Annotated in this window: 19 protein-coding genes; 6 read left to right on the plus strand and 13 right to left on the minus strand. The window is 43.3% G+C overall.

Annotation, left to right across the window (positions count from 1 at the left end; translation table 11 throughout):
* Positions 1 to 29: 29 nt before the first annotated feature.
* From BN1067_RS19400 to BN1067_RS19415, 4 genes are all read right to left on the minus strand, one after another.
* Complete coding sequence (locus BN1067_RS19400) at positions 30 to 2981, minus strand: AAA family ATPase (RefSeq protein WP_053220450.1); 2952 nt, start codon at positions 2979 to 2981, stop codon at positions 30 to 32.
* A 10-nt stretch (positions 2982 to 2991) separates the two neighbouring features.
* Entirely contained in the window at positions 2992 to 4224 is a 1233-nt protein-coding gene (locus tag BN1067_RS19405) for a metallophosphoesterase family protein (protein ID WP_053220451.1), read from the minus strand.
* 693 nt (positions 4225 to 4917) lie between these two features.
* Positions 4918 to 6168 (minus strand): ABC transporter permease, encoded by a 1251-nt coding sequence (locus BN1067_RS19410; RefSeq protein WP_053220452.1) that lies wholly within the window; start codon positions 6166 to 6168, stop codon positions 4918 to 4920.
* Positions 6161 to 7060 (minus strand): ABC transporter ATP-binding protein, encoded by a 900-nt coding sequence (locus BN1067_RS19415; RefSeq protein WP_053220453.1) that lies wholly within the window; start codon positions 7058 to 7060, stop codon positions 6161 to 6163. Before BN1067_RS19415 ends, BN1067_RS19410 begins: the two co-directional genes overlap by 8 nt.
* Positions 7061 to 7251: 191 nt before the next feature.
* Between BN1067_RS19415 and BN1067_RS19420 the strand changes: the two genes are divergently transcribed.
* Positions 7252 to 7437: a YhzD family protein gene (locus BN1067_RS19420; RefSeq protein WP_053220454.1), complete on the plus strand. Its 186-nt coding sequence runs from the start codon at positions 7252 to 7254 to the stop codon at positions 7435 to 7437.
* 84 nt (positions 7438 to 7521) lie between these two features.
* Here the strand turns inward: BN1067_RS19420 and BN1067_RS19425 are convergent, their stop codons facing one another.
* Together BN1067_RS19425 and BN1067_RS19430 are read right to left on the minus strand one after the other, a co-directional pair.
* Positions 7522 to 7878: a YlbF family regulator gene (locus BN1067_RS19425; RefSeq protein WP_053220455.1), complete on the minus strand. Its 357-nt coding sequence runs from the start codon at positions 7876 to 7878 to the stop codon at positions 7522 to 7524.
* A 100-nt stretch (positions 7879 to 7978) separates the two neighbouring features.
* Positions 7979 to 9115 carry a DUF445 domain-containing protein gene (locus tag BN1067_RS19430; RefSeq protein ID WP_053220456.1) on the minus strand — a complete coding sequence of 379 codons (1137 nt, stop codon included), beginning with the start codon at positions 9113 to 9115 and terminating at the stop codon, positions 7979 to 7981.
* A 117-nt stretch (positions 9116 to 9232) separates the two neighbouring features.
* On the opposite strand from BN1067_RS19430, the gene BN1067_RS19435 reads away from it, so the two are divergent.
* From BN1067_RS19435 to BN1067_RS19450, 4 genes are all read left to right on the plus strand, one after another.
* Entirely contained in the window at positions 9233 to 10558 is a 1326-nt protein-coding gene (locus tag BN1067_RS19435; RefSeq protein ID WP_053220457.1) for a YheC/YheD family endospore coat-associated protein, read from the plus strand.
* 51 nt (positions 10559 to 10609) lie between these two features.
* Positions 10610 to 10789, plus strand: coding sequence for a hypothetical protein (locus BN1067_RS19440; RefSeq protein ID WP_053220458.1), 180 nt, complete (start codon positions 10610 to 10612; stop codon positions 10787 to 10789).
* A gap of 139 nt (positions 10790 to 10928) precedes the next feature.
* Positions 10929 to 11828, plus strand: a complete 900-nt coding sequence (locus BN1067_RS19445; protein WP_053220459.1) for a PucR family transcriptional regulator — start codon at positions 10929 to 10931, stop codon at positions 11826 to 11828.
* Positions 11829 to 11952: 124 nt separating this feature from the next.
* Positions 11953 to 13050, plus strand: a complete 1098-nt coding sequence (locus BN1067_RS19450; protein ID WP_053220460.1) for an ABC transporter ATP-binding protein — start codon at positions 11953 to 11955, stop codon at positions 13048 to 13050.
* A 45-nt stretch (positions 13051 to 13095) separates the two neighbouring features.
* On the opposite strand, the gene BN1067_RS19455 is transcribed toward BN1067_RS19450, so the two are convergent.
* From BN1067_RS19455 to fumC, 5 genes are all read right to left on the minus strand, one after another.
* Positions 13096 to 13278, minus strand: coding sequence for a hypothetical protein (locus BN1067_RS19455; protein ID WP_234400736.1), 183 nt, complete (start codon positions 13276 to 13278; stop codon positions 13096 to 13098).
* Between the two features lie 208 nt (positions 13279 to 13486).
* A complete protein-coding gene (locus BN1067_RS19460; RefSeq protein ID WP_053220462.1) occupies positions 13487 to 13690 on the minus strand; it encodes an alpha/beta-type small acid-soluble spore protein in 204 nt (67 codons plus the stop codon).
* 231 nt (positions 13691 to 13921) lie between these two features.
* Positions 13922 to 14125, minus strand: coding sequence for an alpha/beta-type small acid-soluble spore protein (locus BN1067_RS19465; protein WP_053220463.1), 204 nt, complete (start codon positions 14123 to 14125; stop codon positions 13922 to 13924).
* A gap of 162 nt (positions 14126 to 14287) precedes the next feature.
* On the minus strand, positions 14288 to 15115 hold the full coding sequence (locus BN1067_RS19470; protein ID WP_053220464.1) for a YihY/virulence factor BrkB family protein: 828 nt from the start codon (positions 15113 to 15115) through the stop codon (positions 14288 to 14290).
* A gap of 388 nt (positions 15116 to 15503) precedes the next feature.
* Entirely contained in the window at positions 15504 to 16889 is a 1386-nt protein-coding gene (fumC, locus tag BN1067_RS19480; RefSeq protein ID WP_053220466.1) for a class II fumarate hydratase, read from the minus strand.
* A 355-nt stretch (positions 16890 to 17244) separates the two neighbouring features.
* On the opposite strand from fumC, the gene BN1067_RS19485 reads away from it, so the two are divergent.
* Positions 17245 to 18162 carry a zinc dependent phospholipase C family protein gene (locus BN1067_RS19485; protein WP_053220467.1) on the plus strand — a complete coding sequence of 306 codons (918 nt, stop codon included), beginning with the start codon at positions 17245 to 17247 and terminating at the stop codon, positions 18160 to 18162.
* A gap of 160 nt (positions 18163 to 18322) precedes the next feature.
* Here BN1067_RS19485 and BN1067_RS19490 read toward each other — a convergent pair whose 3' ends face one another.
* Complete coding sequence (locus BN1067_RS19490) at positions 18323 to 19621, minus strand: MFS transporter (RefSeq protein ID WP_053220468.1); 1299 nt, start codon at positions 19619 to 19621, stop codon at positions 18323 to 18325.
* Positions 19622 to 19796: 175 nt separating this feature from the next.
* On the minus strand, positions 19797 to 20552 hold a 756-nt coding region (locus BN1067_RS19495), incomplete at its 5' end, for a M15 family metallopeptidase (RefSeq protein WP_053220469.1).

The raw sequence follows: 20552 nt of genomic DNA on the forward strand, positions 1-20552 counted from the left end.
CTTCAGTTATTTTATCATTCCTTTACCGATTATGCTAATTCAATTACTTCCCTATTTTCTAAATCGATAACCGGAATTTCATCCAGGCTTTTTGAAATGGATTGGCTGCTGGAAAATAACATTACCTGCTGTCGATCGGCGAGGTCAAGGAGAATGCTGCCGAATTTCCCTTTCCGCTTCGGATCAAAATGAACAAAGGCATCATCAATAAACAACGGCATCTTTTCTGCTTGATACATGCTGCTCAGAGCCAGCCTGATGGAAATGTAAAGCTGATCTGCTGTACCTTTGGACAGTTCTCCAGCAGCATAACGAAACCCTTCCCGATCAGCCACAGAGAATGGACGAGTCCCTTCCGGCGGGAAAATGTCTACATACCTTCCATCTGTCAGTTCTCGGAAATACTCCGATGCAGCCTTGAGTGTCTGAGGTAAATAGTTTTGTTGATAGCTTTGTTTCGTTTCTGCCAGCATTTCTTTAGCTGTTTGATAAACGGCCCATTGCTTCACTTGCTTTTTCAGCTGTTCGATCTCCCCGTAATATTCATGCTTGACTTGGGAATACTGTTCTGACTTTTCCATGCTGTTAATCATAGAACGGATGTCCGCCAGCTCCTGTCGTGCTGCTTCCAACCGCGATTCCAAATCCTCTAGTTTGGTGTCGAACTGGGCTAAAATTTGTTCTGCTTCTGCCTGGTCAGGCAGGTCTGCAAGGTAATGGCTGGTTTCTTCTTCTGTCAACAGCGGAGCAAGCTGGCTACGATAGCTGTCTATTTTGCTCTGAATGGAACGTGCCTCTTGCTGCTGTCTTCCAAGACGCAGGAATTCCTCTTCATTTTTCACATCCGCTGTCTGGAACAGTGTTTCTATATCCTGTTCATAAGGCTGCATTTCCTCTAACAAACGTTGTTTTTCCCCGATGGTTTTTTCCAGCCATTCCTGGTACTGTAAAAGTGATTGCCTGATTTGTTTTTGTTCTTCCATAATTTCATTCAATTGCTGCATATAATCTTTTGTTTTATTTGGCGCAAGCAGTTCATTTTCCTTTAAAAATGCTGTTATCGCGCTTTTATAACCATTCAACTCTTGAGCAAGTTCTTCCTTCTCCTCGTGTAATCGCATAAGAGAATGATACTTTTCCATGCAAGCGAGTAGTTTGTGGTATAGTTTTGGCCAATAAGCGATATCAACATCAGCAAGAAAAGGATATTCGCTTTCTTGTTCCTTGATTTGCCGTTCCGTTTGCTGTTGTTTCTCCTCGATAAACCTTTTTCGTTCGGAAAGCTTTAACAACTCTAACGAACATTGCTTCATTTGTCTAGTGATGGATTGCTGTTCGTCCAATAATTGATAGTGCCGGCGAAGCTGCTGTTCTGCCTCCTGAAAATCGGCCACCGTCCAATGTGCAGCCAGTGTTTCCTGTTCCTGATCAGGACTGACCAACTGTTCAGACGATTTGTTCGTCCGCAAAATTTGCATCAACCCAGTTATCAACAAAAGAATGCCAACCGAGTAAAAACTTTTTATATCGGATAGGAATGCAACTATTCCAAACATAGCAGCAACAGCCGCTAATCCCCCAAAAAGCGTCCATTTTTGCCGTTTCCGCCATTTTACTGACTGTGTTTTTAACTCCTGGGCGCTTTTTTCTGTTTTTGCATGGTTCTGCGTTCGCTTTTCGTCGACGATTTTCTGTAGTTCAGCTGCTTTTGATTCCTCAAGTATCCCGGCTGCTGCACGAGCTTGTTCTTCCTGTAAAGCACGCAGCTGCTCCTGCGTACTTCGTTCTTCACGTTCAACTCCATCCCATTCCGCTTTCACTTGTTGCTCCGCTTCTTTTATTTGATGCCAGCTGTCTTCCAGATGAAATGGCAAGGACAAAGAACCCAGCTGTTCCCAGTTGAAAGGAAGATGAAGATCCTTTACCTGCTGATCCAGCTCTGCCGCAGCTTCCTTCCGCCTCTTATCCAGATAATCAATCTGATTGGACTTTTGTTGGTATGCTTCGGAAGCGACAGCTAATGACTCAGCCTTTCGCCATTTCTCTTCCGGCCATAATTGCCGCTCTCGTGCTGATATCTCTTGGCGATAATCTTTTTCATCGCTTTCTAACAACCCTAACCTGCTGCGCAAGGGCAACAACTTCTCATTCAGGGATGCATAACGTTCCAGACCATTTTCCGGAAAATGGCTGGTTGGAGGCAACTGCCTCCACTTCCCCTTTTCTCCAGCAAGCATGTAGAGTATCGGTAAAGCCTGCACCAATTTCCCCTGTTTCGCTTTAGCTGTTTTCACATTCTCCAGGTCCTCCTGGATAGCTTCTATCTTGTTCCCCAGCTCAGCTTCCGCCTTTTTTTGCTGCTGATAGGTTTCTTCCTGCTCTTGCAGTTGATTCCATTGCTGCTGTAAGTTGGTCAGTTTATTCAACTGACCATTAATTTCCGGATTTTTACCCTGGGGTTTAAAACGTTTATCCAGCTCACTATCCAGCATTTTTTCCATGCTGTATATTTTATCCGTTCCGGTCATACCCGTGCCAAGAAGCAGTTCCCCAAGCTCATCCGATTTGATTGCATGCAGTTGGATCAAATCTTCTGCATCAAATGAAAATACAGACTGGAAGCTGCTTCGGTTCATCCCTCTCAATTGTTCGTTCCACCAGTCATTCCCTTTGACGCTTCCATCAGGGAAATAACAAACCGCTTCTCCGTTTTGTTTTTCATGTGTCCTTTCTATATAAAAGGGACCCATTTCGTCGGTGCGAATTTTTAGTCGACCACCAATTTCCCCTCCGGTTTTCGGCCTGTAAAATTCTCGTTGTTTTGGCGGAAGGCCGAATAAAACAAACAACATGAACTGCCGGATTGTCGACTTCCCTGACTCATTGGCACCACTAATAAGAAATAGATTTTCCTCTGGAAACTCAACCCGAAAATCCTTCCATTTACCAAATCCATAAATGTGGGCTGCTAGCAGCTTCATTGCGTCTCCCTCATTTCTTTAATAGCTCATTCATCAACAGATCCTCAGCCTGTTGTTTGATTTCCGCCTGTTCTTCTTCCGTAAATCCGGAAAGATACTTCCTTGCCTTTCGGTGCTGCAAAATCGGCTGCAAATAACGGCCGATTTTGTCCGTTTCTTGAAACCTTTTTGACAGCTCGCCGGCGAAATGATGCCCCTTTGCTAACTCCTCCCGATTCCAGTTATGCGCTATCTGAATGGAATACCCTTGTATATAAGCCCACGTGCTGTCCAACCCATCAATATCGTTTATAAACTCGACCGCATCCTCGAGATACCCCGTTTGCTGCCATTCCTGAAGAGTTGGCTGGTTGCTGAAAAAAGTGACATGAAGAATGACTTTCCCATAATAATTTTTGCACTTTGCCAGCTGCTTTTCCAAAACGGCGATGATGTCTTGAGGATCCGAACACATGGAAACGTCCACTTTCATGTTTTCAAAGCGGATTTGCTGTAGTGGATGGAAAGTCAGCTTTGCCTCTCCATTTTGTAACTCTACATGATAACAGCCTTTTTCCCCAGATTCTTTTTTGGACCTCCCTTGGATATTTCCCGGATAAACGATAGGGGGCTGCTGATTTAACACATCACGAGTATGAATGTGACCCAAAGCCCAATAGTCAAAATCCTTTTCCATCATATCCTGTACATGGAACGGTGCATAAACGTCATGTTCAGTGTTGCTGTGAAGACTGCCGTGCAGCATCGCGATATGATACAGTGCCTGCCCTTCCAGGATATATTCCGGTGTTTTATTTTCGGTGATTGCTCTTTCCCGGTAACTGAAACCGTATATGTTGGCGGCAGTCACACCGTTTTTTCGGAAAGGAAGCGAACGGACCTGCTGATCAGAAAAGACATGGACATTTTCCGGGAATTGATCGATGAACTGGCTCCCCGCTGTAAAATCATGATTACCATACGATAAGTACACCTCTATATCATGTGCATCCAATTGTTCGAAGGCTCCCTTCAGTTTCATTCTCGCCTTCAGACTGTGCTGGTTTTCGTCAAAAACATCCCCGGCGATCAATACAAAATCCACCTTTTTCTCAATTGCCAGAAGGACAAGTGCTTGCAAGGCATCGAAGGTACTTTCCCTGATTTGTTCAAATATAGCTCCAGGGACACTTCCCAGTCCTTTGAAAGGGCTGTCCAAATGCAAATCGGCGCTATGTATAAATGATATCTTTTCCTTTTTCATGCTTATTTTCCTTTCCCAATCGGTTATATTTCCATTTTAGCAAATCAAAAAGCCGAATGCACGTTCGTTATGACAGCGCCATACTCGCTTTTATGGATCCCCAGTTGCCTCTCCATCAATGAATGCGAGCTTGCCAAAAATAAAAAATCATCAGCATATGACTGCTATGCTGATGATTTCAAAAGGCAGGTTTCTTAAAGATTGTAACTTATTGTGAAAGATAATTCTGTGATAAAGTAAGAATTAACTATATTTGGATACCCCTCTGCTCTATCAAGATGCGAGATAGTCCGTCGCTGCGGAAAAACACTCGCTTTCCGTGGGGAACACCTCAGCTTCCTCTCTGGCAAAAAGCGCCAGTTGCGGGGTCTTCAGACTGTTCCTTTCCCACTGGAGTCTCGCATTTTCCGCAGCTATGTATCGATTTCCGGATAGAAGGATAGGAATTCCAACTTTTTATTTGAGAACATTACTAATCGAAAGCTCTTATCAGCGAGCGTAGAACACATAGACTCCTCGAAAATACAGTCCGATTTCCTTCGTGCGATGTATCGCTGCCGCAGCCTTCCTTTTTCAAGTAGGAAGAATGGCCTCGGTTGATTCCGCAGAGTGTTAGCTCGAGGAAGCTCACCAGAGGCCCGCGGAAAGCGCACAGTATTTCAAAGCAAAGGATGGAAGGAAGTCAGCCAAAAGTTATGATTTTTTCGAAAGCTGTAATGCTTTTTTGAAATCCTTCAGTGAAGATGCCTTTCCGTACATCAACACGCCTCCACGATAAACCCGTGCCCCCAGTGCAGCAAGCAATCCTATCGAAACAAGCATGATGACAATGGATAAGGCAACCTCCCAAGCCGGCACATCCAGCATCCCTACCCGCAGGAACATCAGCATCGGAGTGAAAAACGGTATATAAGAGGTGATTGTTACCAAATTCGATTCAGGCATATTCAAACCGAACATGGCAATGAAAAAAGCAATCATCACCAGAAAAATCATTGGCAGCATCAATTGCTGTACATCTTCGATCCGGCTGACAAGCGAACCAAGCATCGCTGCAAGCGTTGCGTACAATAAATAACCGAGCACAAAGAATACGATCGCATAAATAAATGTAGACATCGTCACGCCCGAAAGTCCAAAGTATTCGAATACACCGCCTGTCATTTCTCCTTGTTTTTGCTGCAGGACGATATAACCAACCACGATAAACAAACCAACCTGCGTCAAACCGAGTAATGCTATTCCCAATATCTTGGCGAACATCTGGCTGACAGGCGAAGCGCTGGATATCAAAATCTCCATCACTCGTGAAGTCTTTTCATTGGCAATATCCATGGCAATCATATTTCCATACGTAATCACTGAGATATAGAGCAGGAACAAGATTATATATACCAGTCCGCGTGCTTCACTCAATTCTTCCTCTGTTTTGGCGCTTTTCTGCAAAGCGACTGTTTCAAAAACGATCGGCTGATAGATTTGCTCCAGCTGGGCTTGATCGATACCAGCAGCATTGGTCGCCATGGCTACTTTAATTTGCTGCAACTGCTGTTGCAATGTTTCACTCAGTTCAGACGAAGCGATTTGATTCGCATAGTAGGATGCCTGCGGTAACTGCTGGTCATCATAGCTAATAGTTAACAAGGCTTCAAAGTCTTCGTCGGCAACCGCTTCCTTCGCTTCATCCGGCGTTCCTTCATACTCCTCAAGTACAACATCCGATGCGGTGTTCTCCACACTTTCCTGCAGAGGGCCGAAAACATCGCCGGTTTCGTCCAATACCGCTACTTGTCTGTCCTCTTCATTATCAAACAAATCAATAATCGAACCGATGTTGGCCAATCCCACGATAAATATTAAAGCTATGATGTTGGTAATCAGGAATGATTTTGTTTTGAAACGGGTCATATATGTATGGGACAGGACGATCCAAAATTTATTCATAGGATGCACCTGCTTTCTCTATAAATATATCATTCAGGGAAGGCTCTTCTATGGCGAATCTTCTCACAAATCCCCGGCCGTGTATGGCAGTCAATACTTCCTGTGACACTGCTTCATCATTGATTTGCAATTCGCAGCCTTCGGTCGTAGCTTTGTAGTTGACCACGCCTGTAATTCTCTCTAAAAATCCAAGGTCAAAATCAGCGTGAATAAATACGTTTTTCTTTCCGAAGGACCGCTTAATTTCCCTCAACGAACCATGAACGACTGGACTGCCATGCTGCATAATGCACAAATGCTCACAAAGCTCTTCAACGTGTTCCATTCGATGGGAAGAAAACACAATCGAAGTGCCTTGTTTTTTCAAATCGATTACGGCTTGTTTTAACATTTCCACATTGACAGGGTCCAGGCCGGAGAACGGCTCATCCAATATGAGCAACTTAGGGCGGTGGATAACAGCGGAAATAAATTGGATTTTTTGTTGGTTCCCTTTCGAAAGCTCCTCTATTTTTTTATCTAGATAGTCAGGGACTCGGAATTTTTCCAGCCATTTTTTCAGCTCATCCATAATTTCGTTTTTTTGCATACCGCGCAGCCTGCCAAGATAGATAATTTGATCCTTTACAGTCAATTTCGGATACAATCCTCGTTCTTCCGGCAAATACCCGATAGCATCACTGTTGCTGTAATTGATTGTTTCCCCGTTCCAATCGATACTCCCTTCGGTCACATCCAGCAAACCAAGTATCATTCGGAAAGTTGTCGTTTTCCCGGCACCATTGGCGCCCAAAAACCCGAAAATTTGGCCTTCCGGAATTTCAAGCGACAGATCATTTACTGCCGTGAAATCACCAAAACGCTTGGTAACATTACTTATTTTCAGTGTCATATAACATCTCCTCTCATCTCTCCCCTTGGACTTACGAACCATTTAATCAAAAAGTTCCATTTTATTATATATTTTTTCACGGGAGAGGGATAGGACCTGTGAAATTTTCCGACGCCATTTAGAAAGGAGTTTAGTATCCGAATAAAGAATAATAAATGTATTGTACAATAATTAATGTAGGAGGGGCACCAATGAGGACATATGTATTGACTGTATTTAATCATGAAGGAAAAAAACTTCTGGAAGAAACATTCGAAGCAGCAAGTGACAAAGATGCTGAACAAATCGGTACCAACCGGCTCGACGATTTGGAATACAGCAACTATACACACCGCTGTGTTTCACCTGACGGAAAACTAATTTTGTTCCATCGCTAAAGACGATAACCGCGCTATAGGTCACGCGGGTTCCTGAAATAGAAAAAAGCAGCCTCCATCCATACAGGATGAGGCTGCTTTTTATTACTGTTGCTGCTCCGGGTTACCGTACAGTTCTTCCAGTGGTTTTGTAATGATTCGGCTGACGTCATTGATGACGACGTTCAAGCGTTGTTCTTCTTCCATCAGTTTAGAAATTTCCGGGTGTTGCTGGACCAATTCCACGACACCTTTCGCTTTTTCTACTTCTTCTTCGGTGATTTCCTGTCCTTGCATTTGCTTTTCCTGAAGTTGCATTTGGGTAGTGCGGAAATCATCAAACATTTTTTTGGCTGACTCATCAGCCATTACCTTATCATAAGCTTCCTTAAGCCCTTTAAATTCTTCGCTTTCTCGGATTGCCTTTTCTAGTCCATAGGCACTATCGTAAATATTCGCCATTTGTAAAATCCTCCTATTTTTGCGTTTTCACGCTACTTTCCCCACTATAACAAACCTAAAAAACAATGTATAGTCAGAGGAAAAACGAAATAGGAAACCATCAACTAAACAACGTGACGATTATCCCCTGCACCAAACCGATTGCCCCTCCTAGAAGAGCTCCCAGATAGGTAATCATCTTAAATTCCCGGCGGGATATATCAAGGACAAGCTGCTCAATCCTTTCAATTGGAAAATCCTCTACCTCTTTTTCAACAATTTCAGCAAGATGGAGGCTGTCCATCAATACTTCCATCCGGTCGGCAAGTGCATGGGAAACTTTGCCGACCATAATCGGAACCATATTATTCAGGATTGGCTGTTTAACTGGTTCCGCCCACTCCTGAATCGTTTTATTCAACCAGCGGTCCACCGGTACAGAACTGGAAACCGCACTGCCAATCAAACCAGCAATCGCATCTGTTCCGATTTTTGCTTCTAACCGGCCAACCGGTGTTTGATAGAGCCGTTCTGCTTCTTGAGTGAGCATTTTTCCGATAATAGCCCCGGCTTCCTCCGACTGGACATACTCAATCAGTACCGGCTGGATTTTATCTGCAAGTCCCTCGTTTCCGAGAAAAGAGGAAATCATGTTTCCGAAAAAGCCTTTTCCATCCAGGTAATTCTCCACTATCACACCGATCTTGGTTTTAGCTTCTGCCCCGGACAAGTACTCCATCAATTTATGCTGCGCAAATTTGCCGGCCCGATTAACACCCGCGTCCATCTTTTGTCTCCATTCTGTGGATAAAAAGTCCGTTAAGGGCTTGTCTTGGTTGTTCATCATAAATTCCCGATATTGATTTGCTGATAACTCGGCAATTTTCTTGCGGATTTCCTTTTCATTCACGTTAAATCCTGCAGCTGCCAATGCATCTTTCACACTGACATCACGTTCAAGCAAGTTGGCCATTTCTTTTTGTGCCCAGCTGGACAGCTGTTTTTGAAATAACGGCTGCTGTAATTTTTTCCGGATACCCGCTGGAGTCAACAGGTGTTCTACTACCATACGTCCCAACTGCCTGGCCAATTCTTCCCTGCGCTTTGGAATCAACCCTGGAGTAAATGGAAGCTTCCACGATCCGATATATTTAGCTTCATATGGGCGAAAAAGCATTTTAATCGCCAATGAGTTAGTTAATCCACCAATGATGGCACCTATTAGAATCATCATGATAATCAATACGATTGCTGACACATTCATCTACCTTTCTTTATCTTTATTGATTGCTTGCCCATGTCAAACGCATGAGACGGTAACTTCCACATATAATTGGTTAGAAGAACATGCTTTCAAGGGAAGGGGGGCTTTTCGATGGAAACGTTCAAGATAAAATTTTATCAGGGCAGCCAAAATAGAATGATCATTCCTTACCGCCATTTAGAAATATTTGAACCTGTAACGGAGATTCAATACGGACCTATCCACTCCCCTGTTGAAACACTTTTCCATGACAAAGATCCGATGACATTGTATATTTCTTCCCATTTGAAAAATTTGCTTAACCTGCACAAAAGCTCATCTTTATCGATCAACATACAGAATGAACGGTGCACAATCCTGTTAACCATCGGAATTTTAACTGCCGGTTTCTCCGGAAATCATTTTTTGACAGATGAGCGCGCACCAATTTTTTCCCGGATGAGTATGGCAGGAAAAAGGATGGGCATGCAGGCGTTATTTTTCGGCCACCAGCACATCGATTATGAAAACAAACAGCTTCAAGCCTTTTATTATGAAAACGGAAGCTGGCAGAAGGGACTGTTTCCCCTGCCAAAAGTAGTTTACAATCGAATTCCCAACCGAAAAACAGAGCACCATCCAGATGTGATGAAGGCCAAGTCCTCCATCGAAGAACGGGCCATTCTGTTTAATAATGACTTCTTTAATAAATGGGAAATTTATCAGTGCTTGATGAAGGACCCGACATGTTCTTTTCTTGTACCGGAAACTATTTTACACCCTTCCGAGCAAAAAATCGAAACAATGCTCAAAAAATATAATGTGTATATTAAACCGATACATGGCAGCAGAGGGAACGGGATTGTCAAGTGCCTGTTGCTTTCAGATGGTGTCCTGGAATGCCATTACTACTTGGATAATAAACCGCAGGTCAACCGTTATGAAAATCCACAGGCTTTTTTTCAACAGCATTTCCCAAATGGGATGAAAGGTTACATTGCCCAGCAGGAAGTCAAATTGATTCAAAAAAGGAACAGTCCGCTTGATTTTCGAGTCCATGTCAACAAAAATCACCGCAACAGCTGGGAAGTTCCCCTGATGTGTGCTAAATTCGCAGGAAAAGGGAGCTTGACCACCCATGTCAAGCGGGGTGGAAAAGTATTGCTTATCGAAGAATTGTTTAAAGGTGAAGAGGCTGACAAAATCAAAAAGAGACTGGAAGCCATGGCGCTGTTAGTTGTCGAAAGTATCGAGAAGAACTACCCGGCGACTATTGGGGAAATCGGCATCGATTTCGGTATCGATCGGGAAGGGCGTATCTGGCTGTTTGAAGTCAATTCTAAACCAGGCTTCAGTGTCTTCCAGCATCCGAAGCTTGCAGAACAAGCCGAAACGGTGCTTTCCTATCCATTTCAGTATGCCTTCTATTTAAGCAACCTGCAGGATCGAGTAACCTAAGAATGAACCACTCCTTTCTTTGCAATCCTATAGAAAAGGAGGTACTGCTAAATGGAATCGAATAAAGATATTCCCCATTTAAACGAGGAGAAACACTACGAGCTGGATGTCGACCGGATGATCAACGAAGGCCTTGCCGGCGGGACAGTCGATACCGTCAAGAATCGAAAACAAATCGAAGAAGCCCGTGATTTACCCAGACAAGGACAACCCTTTCCAGTTGACGATTGACTAATACCAGCCTCCCGTATAGGGAGGTTTTCTTTTTGTATGAAAACTATTTTTTTGTTGCTATTCCTATTTAGTCATGACTCCCTCGAATGGCTGGTTTTGTTATAATAAAGGAAAATATGAGGAATGAGGGTCTTTAATGATTGACAACCTACGTGCCGTTTTTCCGGGACTGATTACCTACCATCCGGGAGATAACCCTAATATAGATGCTCACCGGTGGTTTACTACCGATGAAAAGGAGATTGTTGGCATACCCAATGAAGAACTTACTGAAAAGGATTTGCTTCTCCTCCAAGCCTTCCTTAAGCCGTATCACTTCCGGCATGCAGCAGCCAATCAACAGGAGCTTGCCTGGGCGGATCTTCTTCTTCATGGTGCATCGCCAGATCATCTGACCCAGACAACCGAAGAGACTCACCGTTTTGTTTATTTTTACTTGTCAGAAGCCAATATTGAGCCAGGATCTTTTCGCGAAGCTATTGCCGGTTTTTACCCAGAAACCGTCCCTATTATATGGCTTTCGACAAATGAGGGAGTTATCGTGGAAACGGACTATCTGTCACCAGGTGAAGAGGAAGTCAGCTATGGCCAGATTACCGATTTACTCATGAGTGACTTTTACACGAAAGTCCATCTATTTATCGGACCTACATATTCCGACTTATCTCTGGCCCAAAACCAGTTTCAAATAGGGATGGAATGGTTTAAAACGGTTCGCAGCTACGACAATAATCCGGTAATAACCTTTATCGATGCCGTTCCCTACTTGTTCCTTGATAAGGCACTCGAATACAGCGAGGAAATTGTTTCTGCTGTTTTTCAGGATACAATAGAAGAAAAGGAATTGCTGACAACCATCCAGACATTCCTTGAATGTAATTCTAATGCGACAATGGCATCAAAAAAATTGTATATGCATCGAAACAGCCTTCAATACCGAGTAGACAAATTCATTGAAAAAACTGGAATCGACGTCAAACAGTTCAAAGGTGCTTTAACCGTATATCTCGCTTTAATACTTAAAAAAAATCGCTAAACTGGTAAGTGTGCACAAAACGTTGGCAGGAACTTTGTGCAACTAGTCCATTTACCGTTTTCAGTCTATTCAGTACACTTAAAACATGTAGTAAAAACGCTTACATAAACAGGAGGAGATAATCGTGGCTGAACTTAGTCTAAAAAATATTTACAAAGTCTATGATAAAAATGTAACAGCGGTGGAAGATTTCAATCTGGAAATCGCTGATAAAGAATTTGTCGTTTTTGTTGGTCCTTCCGGCTGTGGAAAGTCCACTACACTCAGGATGATTGCCGGGTTGGAGGAAATTTCCGACGGGGACTTTTACATTGATAACACCCGGATGAATGATGTGGCACCAAAGGATCGCGACATCGCAATGGTGTTCCAGAACTATGCCTTATACCCGCACATGAATGTGTACGACAACATGGCATTCGGTCTGAAGCTCCGTAAGTTCAAAAAAGAAGAAATCGATCAGCGTGTTAAAAACGCTGCAAAAATCCTCGGTCTGGAAGGATATCTGGATCGTAAACCAAAAGCGCTGTCTGGCGGTCAGCGTCAGCGTGTGGCACTAGGACGCGCGATTGTACGGGATGCAAAAGTATTCTTGATGGATGAGCCGCTTTCCAACCTTGATGCAAAATTGCGTGTACAAATGCGTGCTGAAATCCAGAAACTGCATAAACGTCTTCAGACGACTACTATTTATGTTACCCACGACCAGACAGAAGCGATGACAATGGCCACACGGCTGGTTGTTTTGAAGGATGGTATCATTCAACAGGTTGGTGCACCAAAAGAAGTTTACGATAAACCGGAAAACGTATTCGTAGGCGGATTTATCGGTTCCCCTTCCATGAATTTTCTTACCGGTACTTTGAGTGATGGAGCATTCCAAATCGGGGATATTAAAATCCAGGTTCCGGAAGGGAAAATGAAAACCCTTCGCGCCCAAAACTATGTCGGAAAAGAAGTGCTTCTTGGAATCCGTCCGGAAGACATGCATGATGAGCCGGTATTTATCGAATCGACTCCAGGTACAAAAATCACTGCCACAATTGATGTCGCTGAGTTGATGGGATCTGAATCATATCTTTACTCCAAAGTAAATGATCAGGACTTCATTGCCCGTGTAGATTCTCGGACCGACATTAATGGCGGGGAAAAAATCGACTTGGCACTTGATATGAACAAAGCCCACTTTTTCGATATAGATACTGAACTAAGAATAAGATAAGTTTTTAGGAGCAGCAAGCATCCCCCCAAGCTTGTTGCTCTTTTTTTATTTAGAGATTTCCAGTATCACTTCTGTCATCTGTGCATCACACCCTAAACACTGGAATAAATGGACACACGTATTACTGCTTGTGGAATCTCTAACCCCATCTACTGTCTTGACAATTTCTATATCGAGATACGGGCTGTAATCTCCCATGAAGTCAACCACTTTTCCCTGGTCTGTCATCTCTCCTCCACATTCAGAACAAGTCCTTTGAACTGTTCTCATTCCATTGCAAAGCGGGCAAACGTGCATCTAATCATCCCCTTCTACCTATAATGTCTTTAATTAGTATCCGTCTCCTGCTTGAAAAAAAGACGGAAGAGGGAAAATACCAGAAAGAAAGTAGGAGAGACATCGTAAAGGATGTCTCTCCCAGCCATTATTGATTCACTTATAGTTGTTGAGTACCACCCATTTGTTGTTGAGCAGTTCTTACAAGACGTTTAGTGATTTCTCCACCAACAGATCCGTTGGCACGAGAGGTGGTGTCAGCGCCAAGGTTAACGCCGAATTCTTGAGCGATTTCGACTTTCATTTGATCCAACGCTTGTTCTACTCCTGGTACTAGCAATTGGTTGTTGTTTTTGCTTGCCATGTGTATCACCTCCTGTAACCATATTATTGACGGTGCGGCAAATAATATTTATGAACTTATCTGGTAAATATATCATGAACAGGAAGCCTTTCTTCCTTTCTTTAAAGCGCTTGTACCTGGTTTTTTCGGATCTTCCTCAGATAAAGACTTATCATGCTGGTCCACCAAAAAGGAGGCATTTGTCACAATGCCTCCTTTAGCCATTAATATCAAATTGTCAGAGGTTGCAGATTAAGACTGCGAGCTACCGCCCATTTGTTGTTGAGCAGTTCTTACAAGACGTTTAGTGATTTCTCCGCCTACAGAACCGTTAGCGCGGGAAACAGAATCAGCTCCAAGATTCACACCGAATTCCTGCGCGATTTCCACTTTCATTTGATCCAATGCTTGCTCGATACCAGGCACTAATAATTGGTTAGAATTGTTGCTTGCCATGTGTATCACCTCCTGTAATCCTAGTATGAGATAATCTCACCTGATTATCAGGAGAAAACATTGGTAATGCAGTAAAGAAAAGAACAAACACATTGGCAACATCCACGATAAAGAAAACTTATCTTCAAAGGGATGAATAGATGGACAACCACTTAAGCGGCTTCACTCTTGATTCCCCTGTTTTTTTCGGTGATAAATGGCATTAATTTCCGCTCCTATGACAAGGGTCAAGCCTGTCAGGAAGAACCATAGAAGAAGAATGACGACTCCGCCCAGACTTCCATATGTGGCAGAGTAGTTGCCGAAGTTCCCTAAATAAAAGGAAAAACCGAAAGAAATGATCTGCCATAGAATGGCGGCACAAATGGCGCCAGGAACTACTTGGCGAATCGGAAAGTGAATGTTCGGTGCAAGCCAGTAAAGCAATGTTAAAATTGCAATCATAACGACAATACTAATTACCCAGCGTAAAACATTGATCAACAATTCTGTTCCACTTGGTAAGGTGATGACAGACTTGATAAAGTCAAGCAACACCCCGCCGAAAATAGGTAAAACAAGTGCTACAGCCAAAGCCACCACCATTCCAAGCGTCAGACCGAGAGATAATAGCTTCACTTTGATAAATGATCGTGTTTCCTCCACATTATAGGCATGATTGGATGCATCGATAAATGCATTGACTGCCTTGGAAGCAGACCAAATAGTCCCTAAAATACCTATAGTTAATAAACCACCACGCTGATTGCTGACAACGTTTATTATCGTATCTTCAAAAGTTCCTGCGATTTCTGAAGGGACAACATTTTCTACAAAGCTGACAGCTCGTTGTGGTTCAATAGCCAAGTATGGAAGGATCGACAACAGCAAAATCAATAAAGGAACTATAGCGAGTAAATAATAAAATGCCTGAGCTGCTGCCAAAGTTGTCGCATCATCTTTTTTAAATTCTTTTCCTAGTTCTTTGCCATAAGAAATCACTTTACTCATTACCATAACCTCCTATCGGAAACATTTCCTTGCTTGGTATATCCCCGATAAAAGGGCTGTTCAATCATCTTAATAATCGGCCGCAAAAATACACCTTCCATCCAGTTTGGACACCGAAAAAACGAAGCTTTATGGAAGTGGAATTTTTAAAAAGCGGTCTGTGTGGAATTGAATTTCCATACAGACCGCTTTTCGTTTCATTTAAAGAGGTTCGTGCCCTTTATTCCTTCCATTCGTTCATCTCTGCGGAAATACCATACGCATTCCGCGCGGCTCCAGCGGGAACAGCACGCGTCCGAAGATCCCGCATACTTCTGAGGAAGCTGAGGCCGTGCCCGCGGCAAGCATCCACCGACAAGCGATTCGTGGAAACGGGGACCTTACTTGATTATTTTGGATAAGTCATTTCTTTTGGGTTGATGTATTCCTCAAATTGTTCTTCTGTCAACAAGCCGGAATCAACCGCTGCCTGTTTTAACGTTGTATTGTCCGCAAAAGCTTTTTTGGCTATTTTTGCAGCATTTTCATAACCGATATGAGGATTCAAAGCCGTTACCAGCATAAGGGAATCCTTCAGGTTTTTCTCGATATTTTCCAGATTCGGCTCCAGTCCCTTTACACAACGCTCATCAAACGAAAGCATGCTGTCAGCCAAAAGCTGTGCTGATTGGATAAAGTTATGGGCAATTACTGGTTTGAAGACGTTTAATTCAAAGTTACCCTGGCTGGCTGCAAAACCAATCGCAGCGTCATTCCCCATGACTTGGACCGCCACCATTGTTACTGCTTCGCTTTGCGTAGGGTTCACCTTGCCAGGCATAATCGAGCTTCCTGGTTCGTTGGCAGGAATATTGATTTCGCCAATCCCACAGCGTGGTCCACTAGCAAGCCAGCGAACGTCATTAGCAATCTTCATAAGGTCTGCCGCCAATGCTTTTAAAGCGCCGTGCGCATGAACCAATTCATCATGACTGGTAAGCGCATGAAATTTATTAGGTGCCGACACAAAATCTTTGCCGGTATATTCATTAATTTTTCCACACACCCGTTCCGAAAATTCAGGATGGGCGTTCAGTCCCGTCCCCACTGCTGTACCACCGATTGCCAGTTCCTTTACATACCGGATACTATCGGACAGCATGGCTTCTGTTTTTTCCAGCATTCGATGCCAGCCGCTGATCTCCTGGCCTAGCGTAAGCGGAGTTGCGTCTTGCAAGTGAGTCCGCCCAATTTTCACAATATCCTGAAACGCTTCCATTTTTTCTTTTAATGTTTTTTTCAATGTATGAAGGGCAGGCAGAACCGTATCCTCCAACTTTACCACAGCCCCGATATGCAAAGCCGTAGGATATGTATCATTTGAACTTTGAGATTTGTTGACATCATCATTCGGATGAAGTCGGTATTCGCTATTGTTTTCTTCCAGCCATTGGTTGCCTACGTATGCAATGACTTCATTGACATTCATATTGGATTGTGTACCGCTTCCAGTTTGCCAGACTACTAATGGAAAGTGTTCTTTCAGCTCACCGGCCAAAATTTTGTCAGCTGCATAGGCGATTGCTTTGGCTTTATCTTCCTCTAGCAAGCCCAGATCACGGTTGACCATAGCAGCACTTTTTTTCAAAATCGCAAACCCGTCAATGACTTCTTGCGGCATTTTTTCTGAGCCGATCGGAAAATTTTGCTTACTGCGCTGCGTCTGTGCTCCCCAATATTTATCAGCTGCTACTTGCATTTCTCCCAGTGTATCTTTTTCGATCCGATAATCCATGTTCTGACATCCTCCCTTTGAATATACTTCCCATTCATTGTACCAAATTTTCTAAGAATGTAGAAAACGGAGTGTCCAGCGATTGTTAAAATAAGGATTTAATCTTCCCACTATTTAAAATAGATAAAAATCATGATAAACTAAACAAAAAGCAAGCGAAGGGAGAGACTTTTCAGGATAAAGTTTCTCCGTTTATGCTCGCACAACATAAGTGGTAAAGAGAGTCTTGTATGGCACAAGGCTCTCTTTTTGTCTTCGCCCTCAAATCGACACAATTTTTCCCAGAACAGACATTCTTTTTTGTCTTTTCATTCGATATAATACTTGCAAACCGTCTTACCTGGAGGAAAAAGAAATGCCGAACAGTTGGACCCATATTTTATTTTGTGAGGAGATAGCCGACTCCTTGACCTTGGTAAATCCGTTTTTTCAGCAGGATGCTTACATGAAAATAGGCGCCCAAGGACCTGACCCGTTTTTTTACCATGATTTTTGGCCGTGGAAAAAATCCTCTCCCGTTAATCAAATCGGTACCCTTCTGCATACTGAAAAATGCGGTGACTTCCTGATTGATCTCCTAGACGAAGCAAGCGATAAAACAACTGCAGTTAAGGCCTATGTATTTGGATTTACCACACACCATATTCTCGACCGGAATACCCACCCCTATATCCACTACAAAGCAGGTTACCGAGGCAGCAGCCATCAGCAATTGGAAATCATCATCGATACATTGGTGGCAGAAAAACTTCGTAATTTGAAAACTTGGAAGGCTCCCGTTTATAAAGAGCTGGATGCCGGTCGCATGCTCGGAAGTGAAATATCGGAACTTATGACTGATTTGATCAACAGACATTATCCGAATCTTCCCGATGGCCTGACCAGGAATTATATCGAAGCCTCCTATCAGGATATGAAACGTGCACTGCGACTTCTGTATGACCCATATGGCTGGAAGAATGCATTATTCCCTTCCCTGGTTTCTGCTTTTTCCCACCGGCCAGTGACCGAAAAGACAGATTTTCTAAATGAGTCTGGTTCTGTCTGGTACCATCCGGCAACGAAAGAGGCTTCCAGAGAAAGCTTTTGGCAGTTGTTCGAAAGGGCGAGGATAGAGGGAATTGAAATCATGAACGAAGTGATTGATTACTGGAAAAAACCTTCTGTTGTCAAAAAGCAAAAATTAAGAACGTTGATTGAGAATATTTCCTACGATACCGGAAAACCATTACATTTAAATGTAACCAACCGGTATAGTGATCCCATCGTGTAAAACGGCTGCAGGACAAATTTCATAAGCTTTCTTCTATGTAAAAACGGGGCGTTTGACTGCGACTGCGAAAGCCCCCTTAGAAACGTCCCGTTTTTATTAATCCTTTTCCAAAACGAGAAAAAAGTGATAAGTAAAGGGGGATCCACATCGTTGTGGTCCCTCAGTGTACTTCCACTTTTAAATCTGGATTTGTCTGCCTGTTAGCTTCTTGAATTCCCTTCTCCACATTCACCATATTCAATAAGACAATTCCGGCAATAAAGAAAATCAGTAATGAAATGATGCCGAACCTGCTCGAACCTGTAAGCTGGCCAACGAACCCAAACAGAAATGGACCGAAAACAGCAGCAAACTTAGAAGAAATTCCATAAAACCCGAAAAACTCTGCATGCCTGTCTCCCGGTATCATCCGTCCATAAAGCGAACGACTCAATGCCTGTGCACCGCCCTGTACCAAACCTACACAAATTGCCAGTAAATAAAAGTGAATAGCAGACACCATAAAGAATCCCAAGATTACAATGGCTACGTATGCATACAGGGTAATCAGCAATGCTTTCTTCGCTGTTACCTTGCCGGCAATCCAGCCAAATAAAAAGGTGGACGGAATACCGATGAACTGTGTAATCAACAAAGCTGTAATCAATGAATTGGTATCAATACCTATGTCTTTCCCGTATATGGTTGCCATTTTAATGATGGTGGAAATTCCATCATTGTATAACCAGAAAGCTAACAAAAATATCAGAAGCTGTCGATATTGCTTTATATCCTTGAACGTACTTGCTACCCGCTTGAAGCCAATCATCGCGTACGAATCGTTTCGCTGTGGTGGATGCTTCTTTTCCTCCCGTATATTCCGGAATAGCGGAATCGAAAAAATGAACCACCAAACACCCACAGTTGCAAAGGAAACCCGACTGGCGACTGCCTGATCAGGCATTCCGAACCAATCATGCTTCAGCAGCATAAGAACATTAATAGCCAGCAAAAGACCCCCGCCGATATAGCCATAAGCAAATCCCCTGGTCGATATGCTGTCGATATTGTCCCCTTCTGCTATTTCCGGCAAAAAAGCATCGTAAAACACGTTCCCCCCGGAAAAACCGATTGTCCCGACAATCAAAAGAATCGAAGCAAATAAGTAATCCCCCTCTCCAACAAAAGCGAGAAGCACACTTGCAATCATTCCCATGAAGGCAAAAAAACGCAAGAACTGCTTTTTAGCCGCTGAATAGTCGCTGATCGCCCCCAAAATCGGAGCCATTACCGCAACAAGCAATACAGCCAATGATTGGGAATATCCCCAATAGCTTGCTGCCGTGCTTTCCGGTAGACCTTTTGCAGCCACGTCATAATAAAAAACCGGCAAAATAGCTGCCATGATCGTAGTAGCAAAAGCAGAATTTCCCCAATCATACAAAAGCCAGCTGCGCACCCGTTTGTTTTTCACACCCATTTTCTCCCCCCTTTTCTTATTAATTCAAGCATAACAGAATATGGAATAAATAATGTTAAAATTCTGTCTATTTTTTTCGCGCTCGTTTTTCCAAATCCATTCAGTGAAATAAATGCGGTTCTAACGCAGGATGATAAAAAAGACACCCTGAAGCATGTTATCAGGGCGTCTCTGTTTAATTGGAATACAAATATTCTTCCAATGTTATATTTTGTTTATCTATTTGCTCAGCAGTCTCTTTGCCGACATAACGAATGTGCCAAGGCTCGTAACTGTATCCAGTGATATCCTCTTTTCCTTCAGGATAACGGATAATAAAACCATAGTCAGGGGCATTATCTGCCAGCCATTTGCCTTCATCGGTTTGTTTGAACGCCTGCTCCAATGAAAAAGCCATTTCTGCTGAAGTTACATCCATGGCAAGTCCCGTCTGATGTTCACTGTTACCGGGCTTCGAGGAAAATTTATCAGCTTCCTCCTGACCCATACTTTCGACGTTTTGCTGGTAAATTTCTTTCTGGCGTTCATAAGAACGATATCCAGAGGCGGCCACTAAATCAAGTCCAGCCTCCCCTGCCCCGTCAAACAAGTCTTCTAAGGCATGGGCAGCTTCCTCTCGCATATAGCGCTTTTCCAGGTCCTCTTCAAAATAAAAAGGTACCTCAGGAGCAATTAAATCGGGCGGCTCATAACCATCAGGAAGTTTGAACTGTTTGTTGGCAAGCACAAGCATGCTTTCCGGATCCTCAACGGTGACAACCTCGCCGTCCTCCGGCTTCTCCAGCTGGGCATGGTTACCATCGGCTTGGTCTTCCTGATCCTCTTGGCTCTCTTCTTCCTGTCCGGTCTGGTCGCCGGACTGCTTGTCATCCAGTTCGGTTTGGCTAGTTTGACTATCTTCTCCCGGTTTCGGCTCTCCATCCTGCTGACA

The sequence above is a fragment of the Virgibacillus senegalensis genome, assembly GCF_000821245.2.
Lineage (GTDB): Bacteria > Bacillota > Bacilli > Bacillales > Amphibacillaceae > Sediminibacillus > Sediminibacillus senegalensis.

What these genes read in the sequence shown, in the direction of transcription:
- BN1067_RS19400 (WP_053220450.1), bottom strand. Translation starts at nt 2,981, where the DNA reads ATGAAGCTGCTAGCAGCCCACATTTATGGATTTGGTAAATGGAAGGAT.
- BN1067_RS19405 (WP_053220451.1), bottom strand. Translation starts at nt 4,224, where the DNA reads ATGAAAAAGGAAAAGATATCATTTATACATAGCGCCGATTTGCATTTG.
- BN1067_RS19410 (WP_053220452.1), bottom strand. Translation starts at nt 6,168, where the DNA reads ATGAATAAATTTTGGATCGTCCTGTCCCATACATATATGACCCGTTTC.
- BN1067_RS19415 (WP_053220453.1), bottom strand. Translation starts at nt 7,060, where the DNA reads ATGACACTGAAAATAAGTAATGTTACCAAGCGTTTTGGTGATTTCACG.
- BN1067_RS19420 (WP_053220454.1), top strand. Translation starts at nt 7,252, where the DNA reads ATGAGGACATATGTATTGACTGTATTTAATCATGAAGGAAAAAAACTT.
- BN1067_RS19425 (WP_053220455.1), bottom strand. Translation starts at nt 7,878, where the DNA reads ATGGCGAATATTTACGATAGTGCCTATGGACTAGAAAAGGCAATCCGA.
- BN1067_RS19435 (WP_053220457.1), top strand. Translation starts at nt 9,233, where the DNA reads ATGGAAACGTTCAAGATAAAATTTTATCAGGGCAGCCAAAATAGAATG.
- BN1067_RS19440 (WP_053220458.1), top strand. Translation starts at nt 10,610, where the DNA reads ATGGAATCGAATAAAGATATTCCCCATTTAAACGAGGAGAAACACTAC.
- BN1067_RS19445 (WP_053220459.1), top strand. Translation starts at nt 10,929, where the DNA reads ATGATTGACAACCTACGTGCCGTTTTTCCGGGACTGATTACCTACCAT.
- BN1067_RS19455 (WP_234400736.1), bottom strand. Translation starts at nt 13,278, where the DNA reads ATGACAGACCAGGGAAAAGTGGTTGACTTCATGGGAGATTACAGCCCG.
- BN1067_RS19460 (WP_053220462.1), bottom strand. Translation starts at nt 13,690, where the DNA reads ATGGCAAGCAAAAACAACAACCAATTGCTAGTACCAGGAGTAGAACAA.
- BN1067_RS19465 (WP_053220463.1), bottom strand. Translation starts at nt 14,125, where the DNA reads ATGGCAAGCAACAATTCTAACCAATTATTAGTGCCTGGTATCGAGCAA.
- BN1067_RS19470 (WP_053220464.1), bottom strand. Translation starts at nt 15,115, where the DNA reads ATGAGTAAAGTGATTTCTTATGGCAAAGAACTAGGAAAAGAATTTAAA.
- fumC (WP_053220466.1), bottom strand. Translation starts at nt 16,889, where the DNA reads ATGGATTATCGGATCGAAAAAGATACACTGGGAGAAATGCAAGTAGCA.
- BN1067_RS19485 (WP_053220467.1), top strand. Translation starts at nt 17,245, where the DNA reads ATGCCGAACAGTTGGACCCATATTTTATTTTGTGAGGAGATAGCCGAC.
- BN1067_RS19490 (WP_053220468.1), bottom strand. Translation starts at nt 19,621, where the DNA reads ATGGGTGTGAAAAACAAACGGGTGCGCAGCTGGCTTTTGTATGATTGG.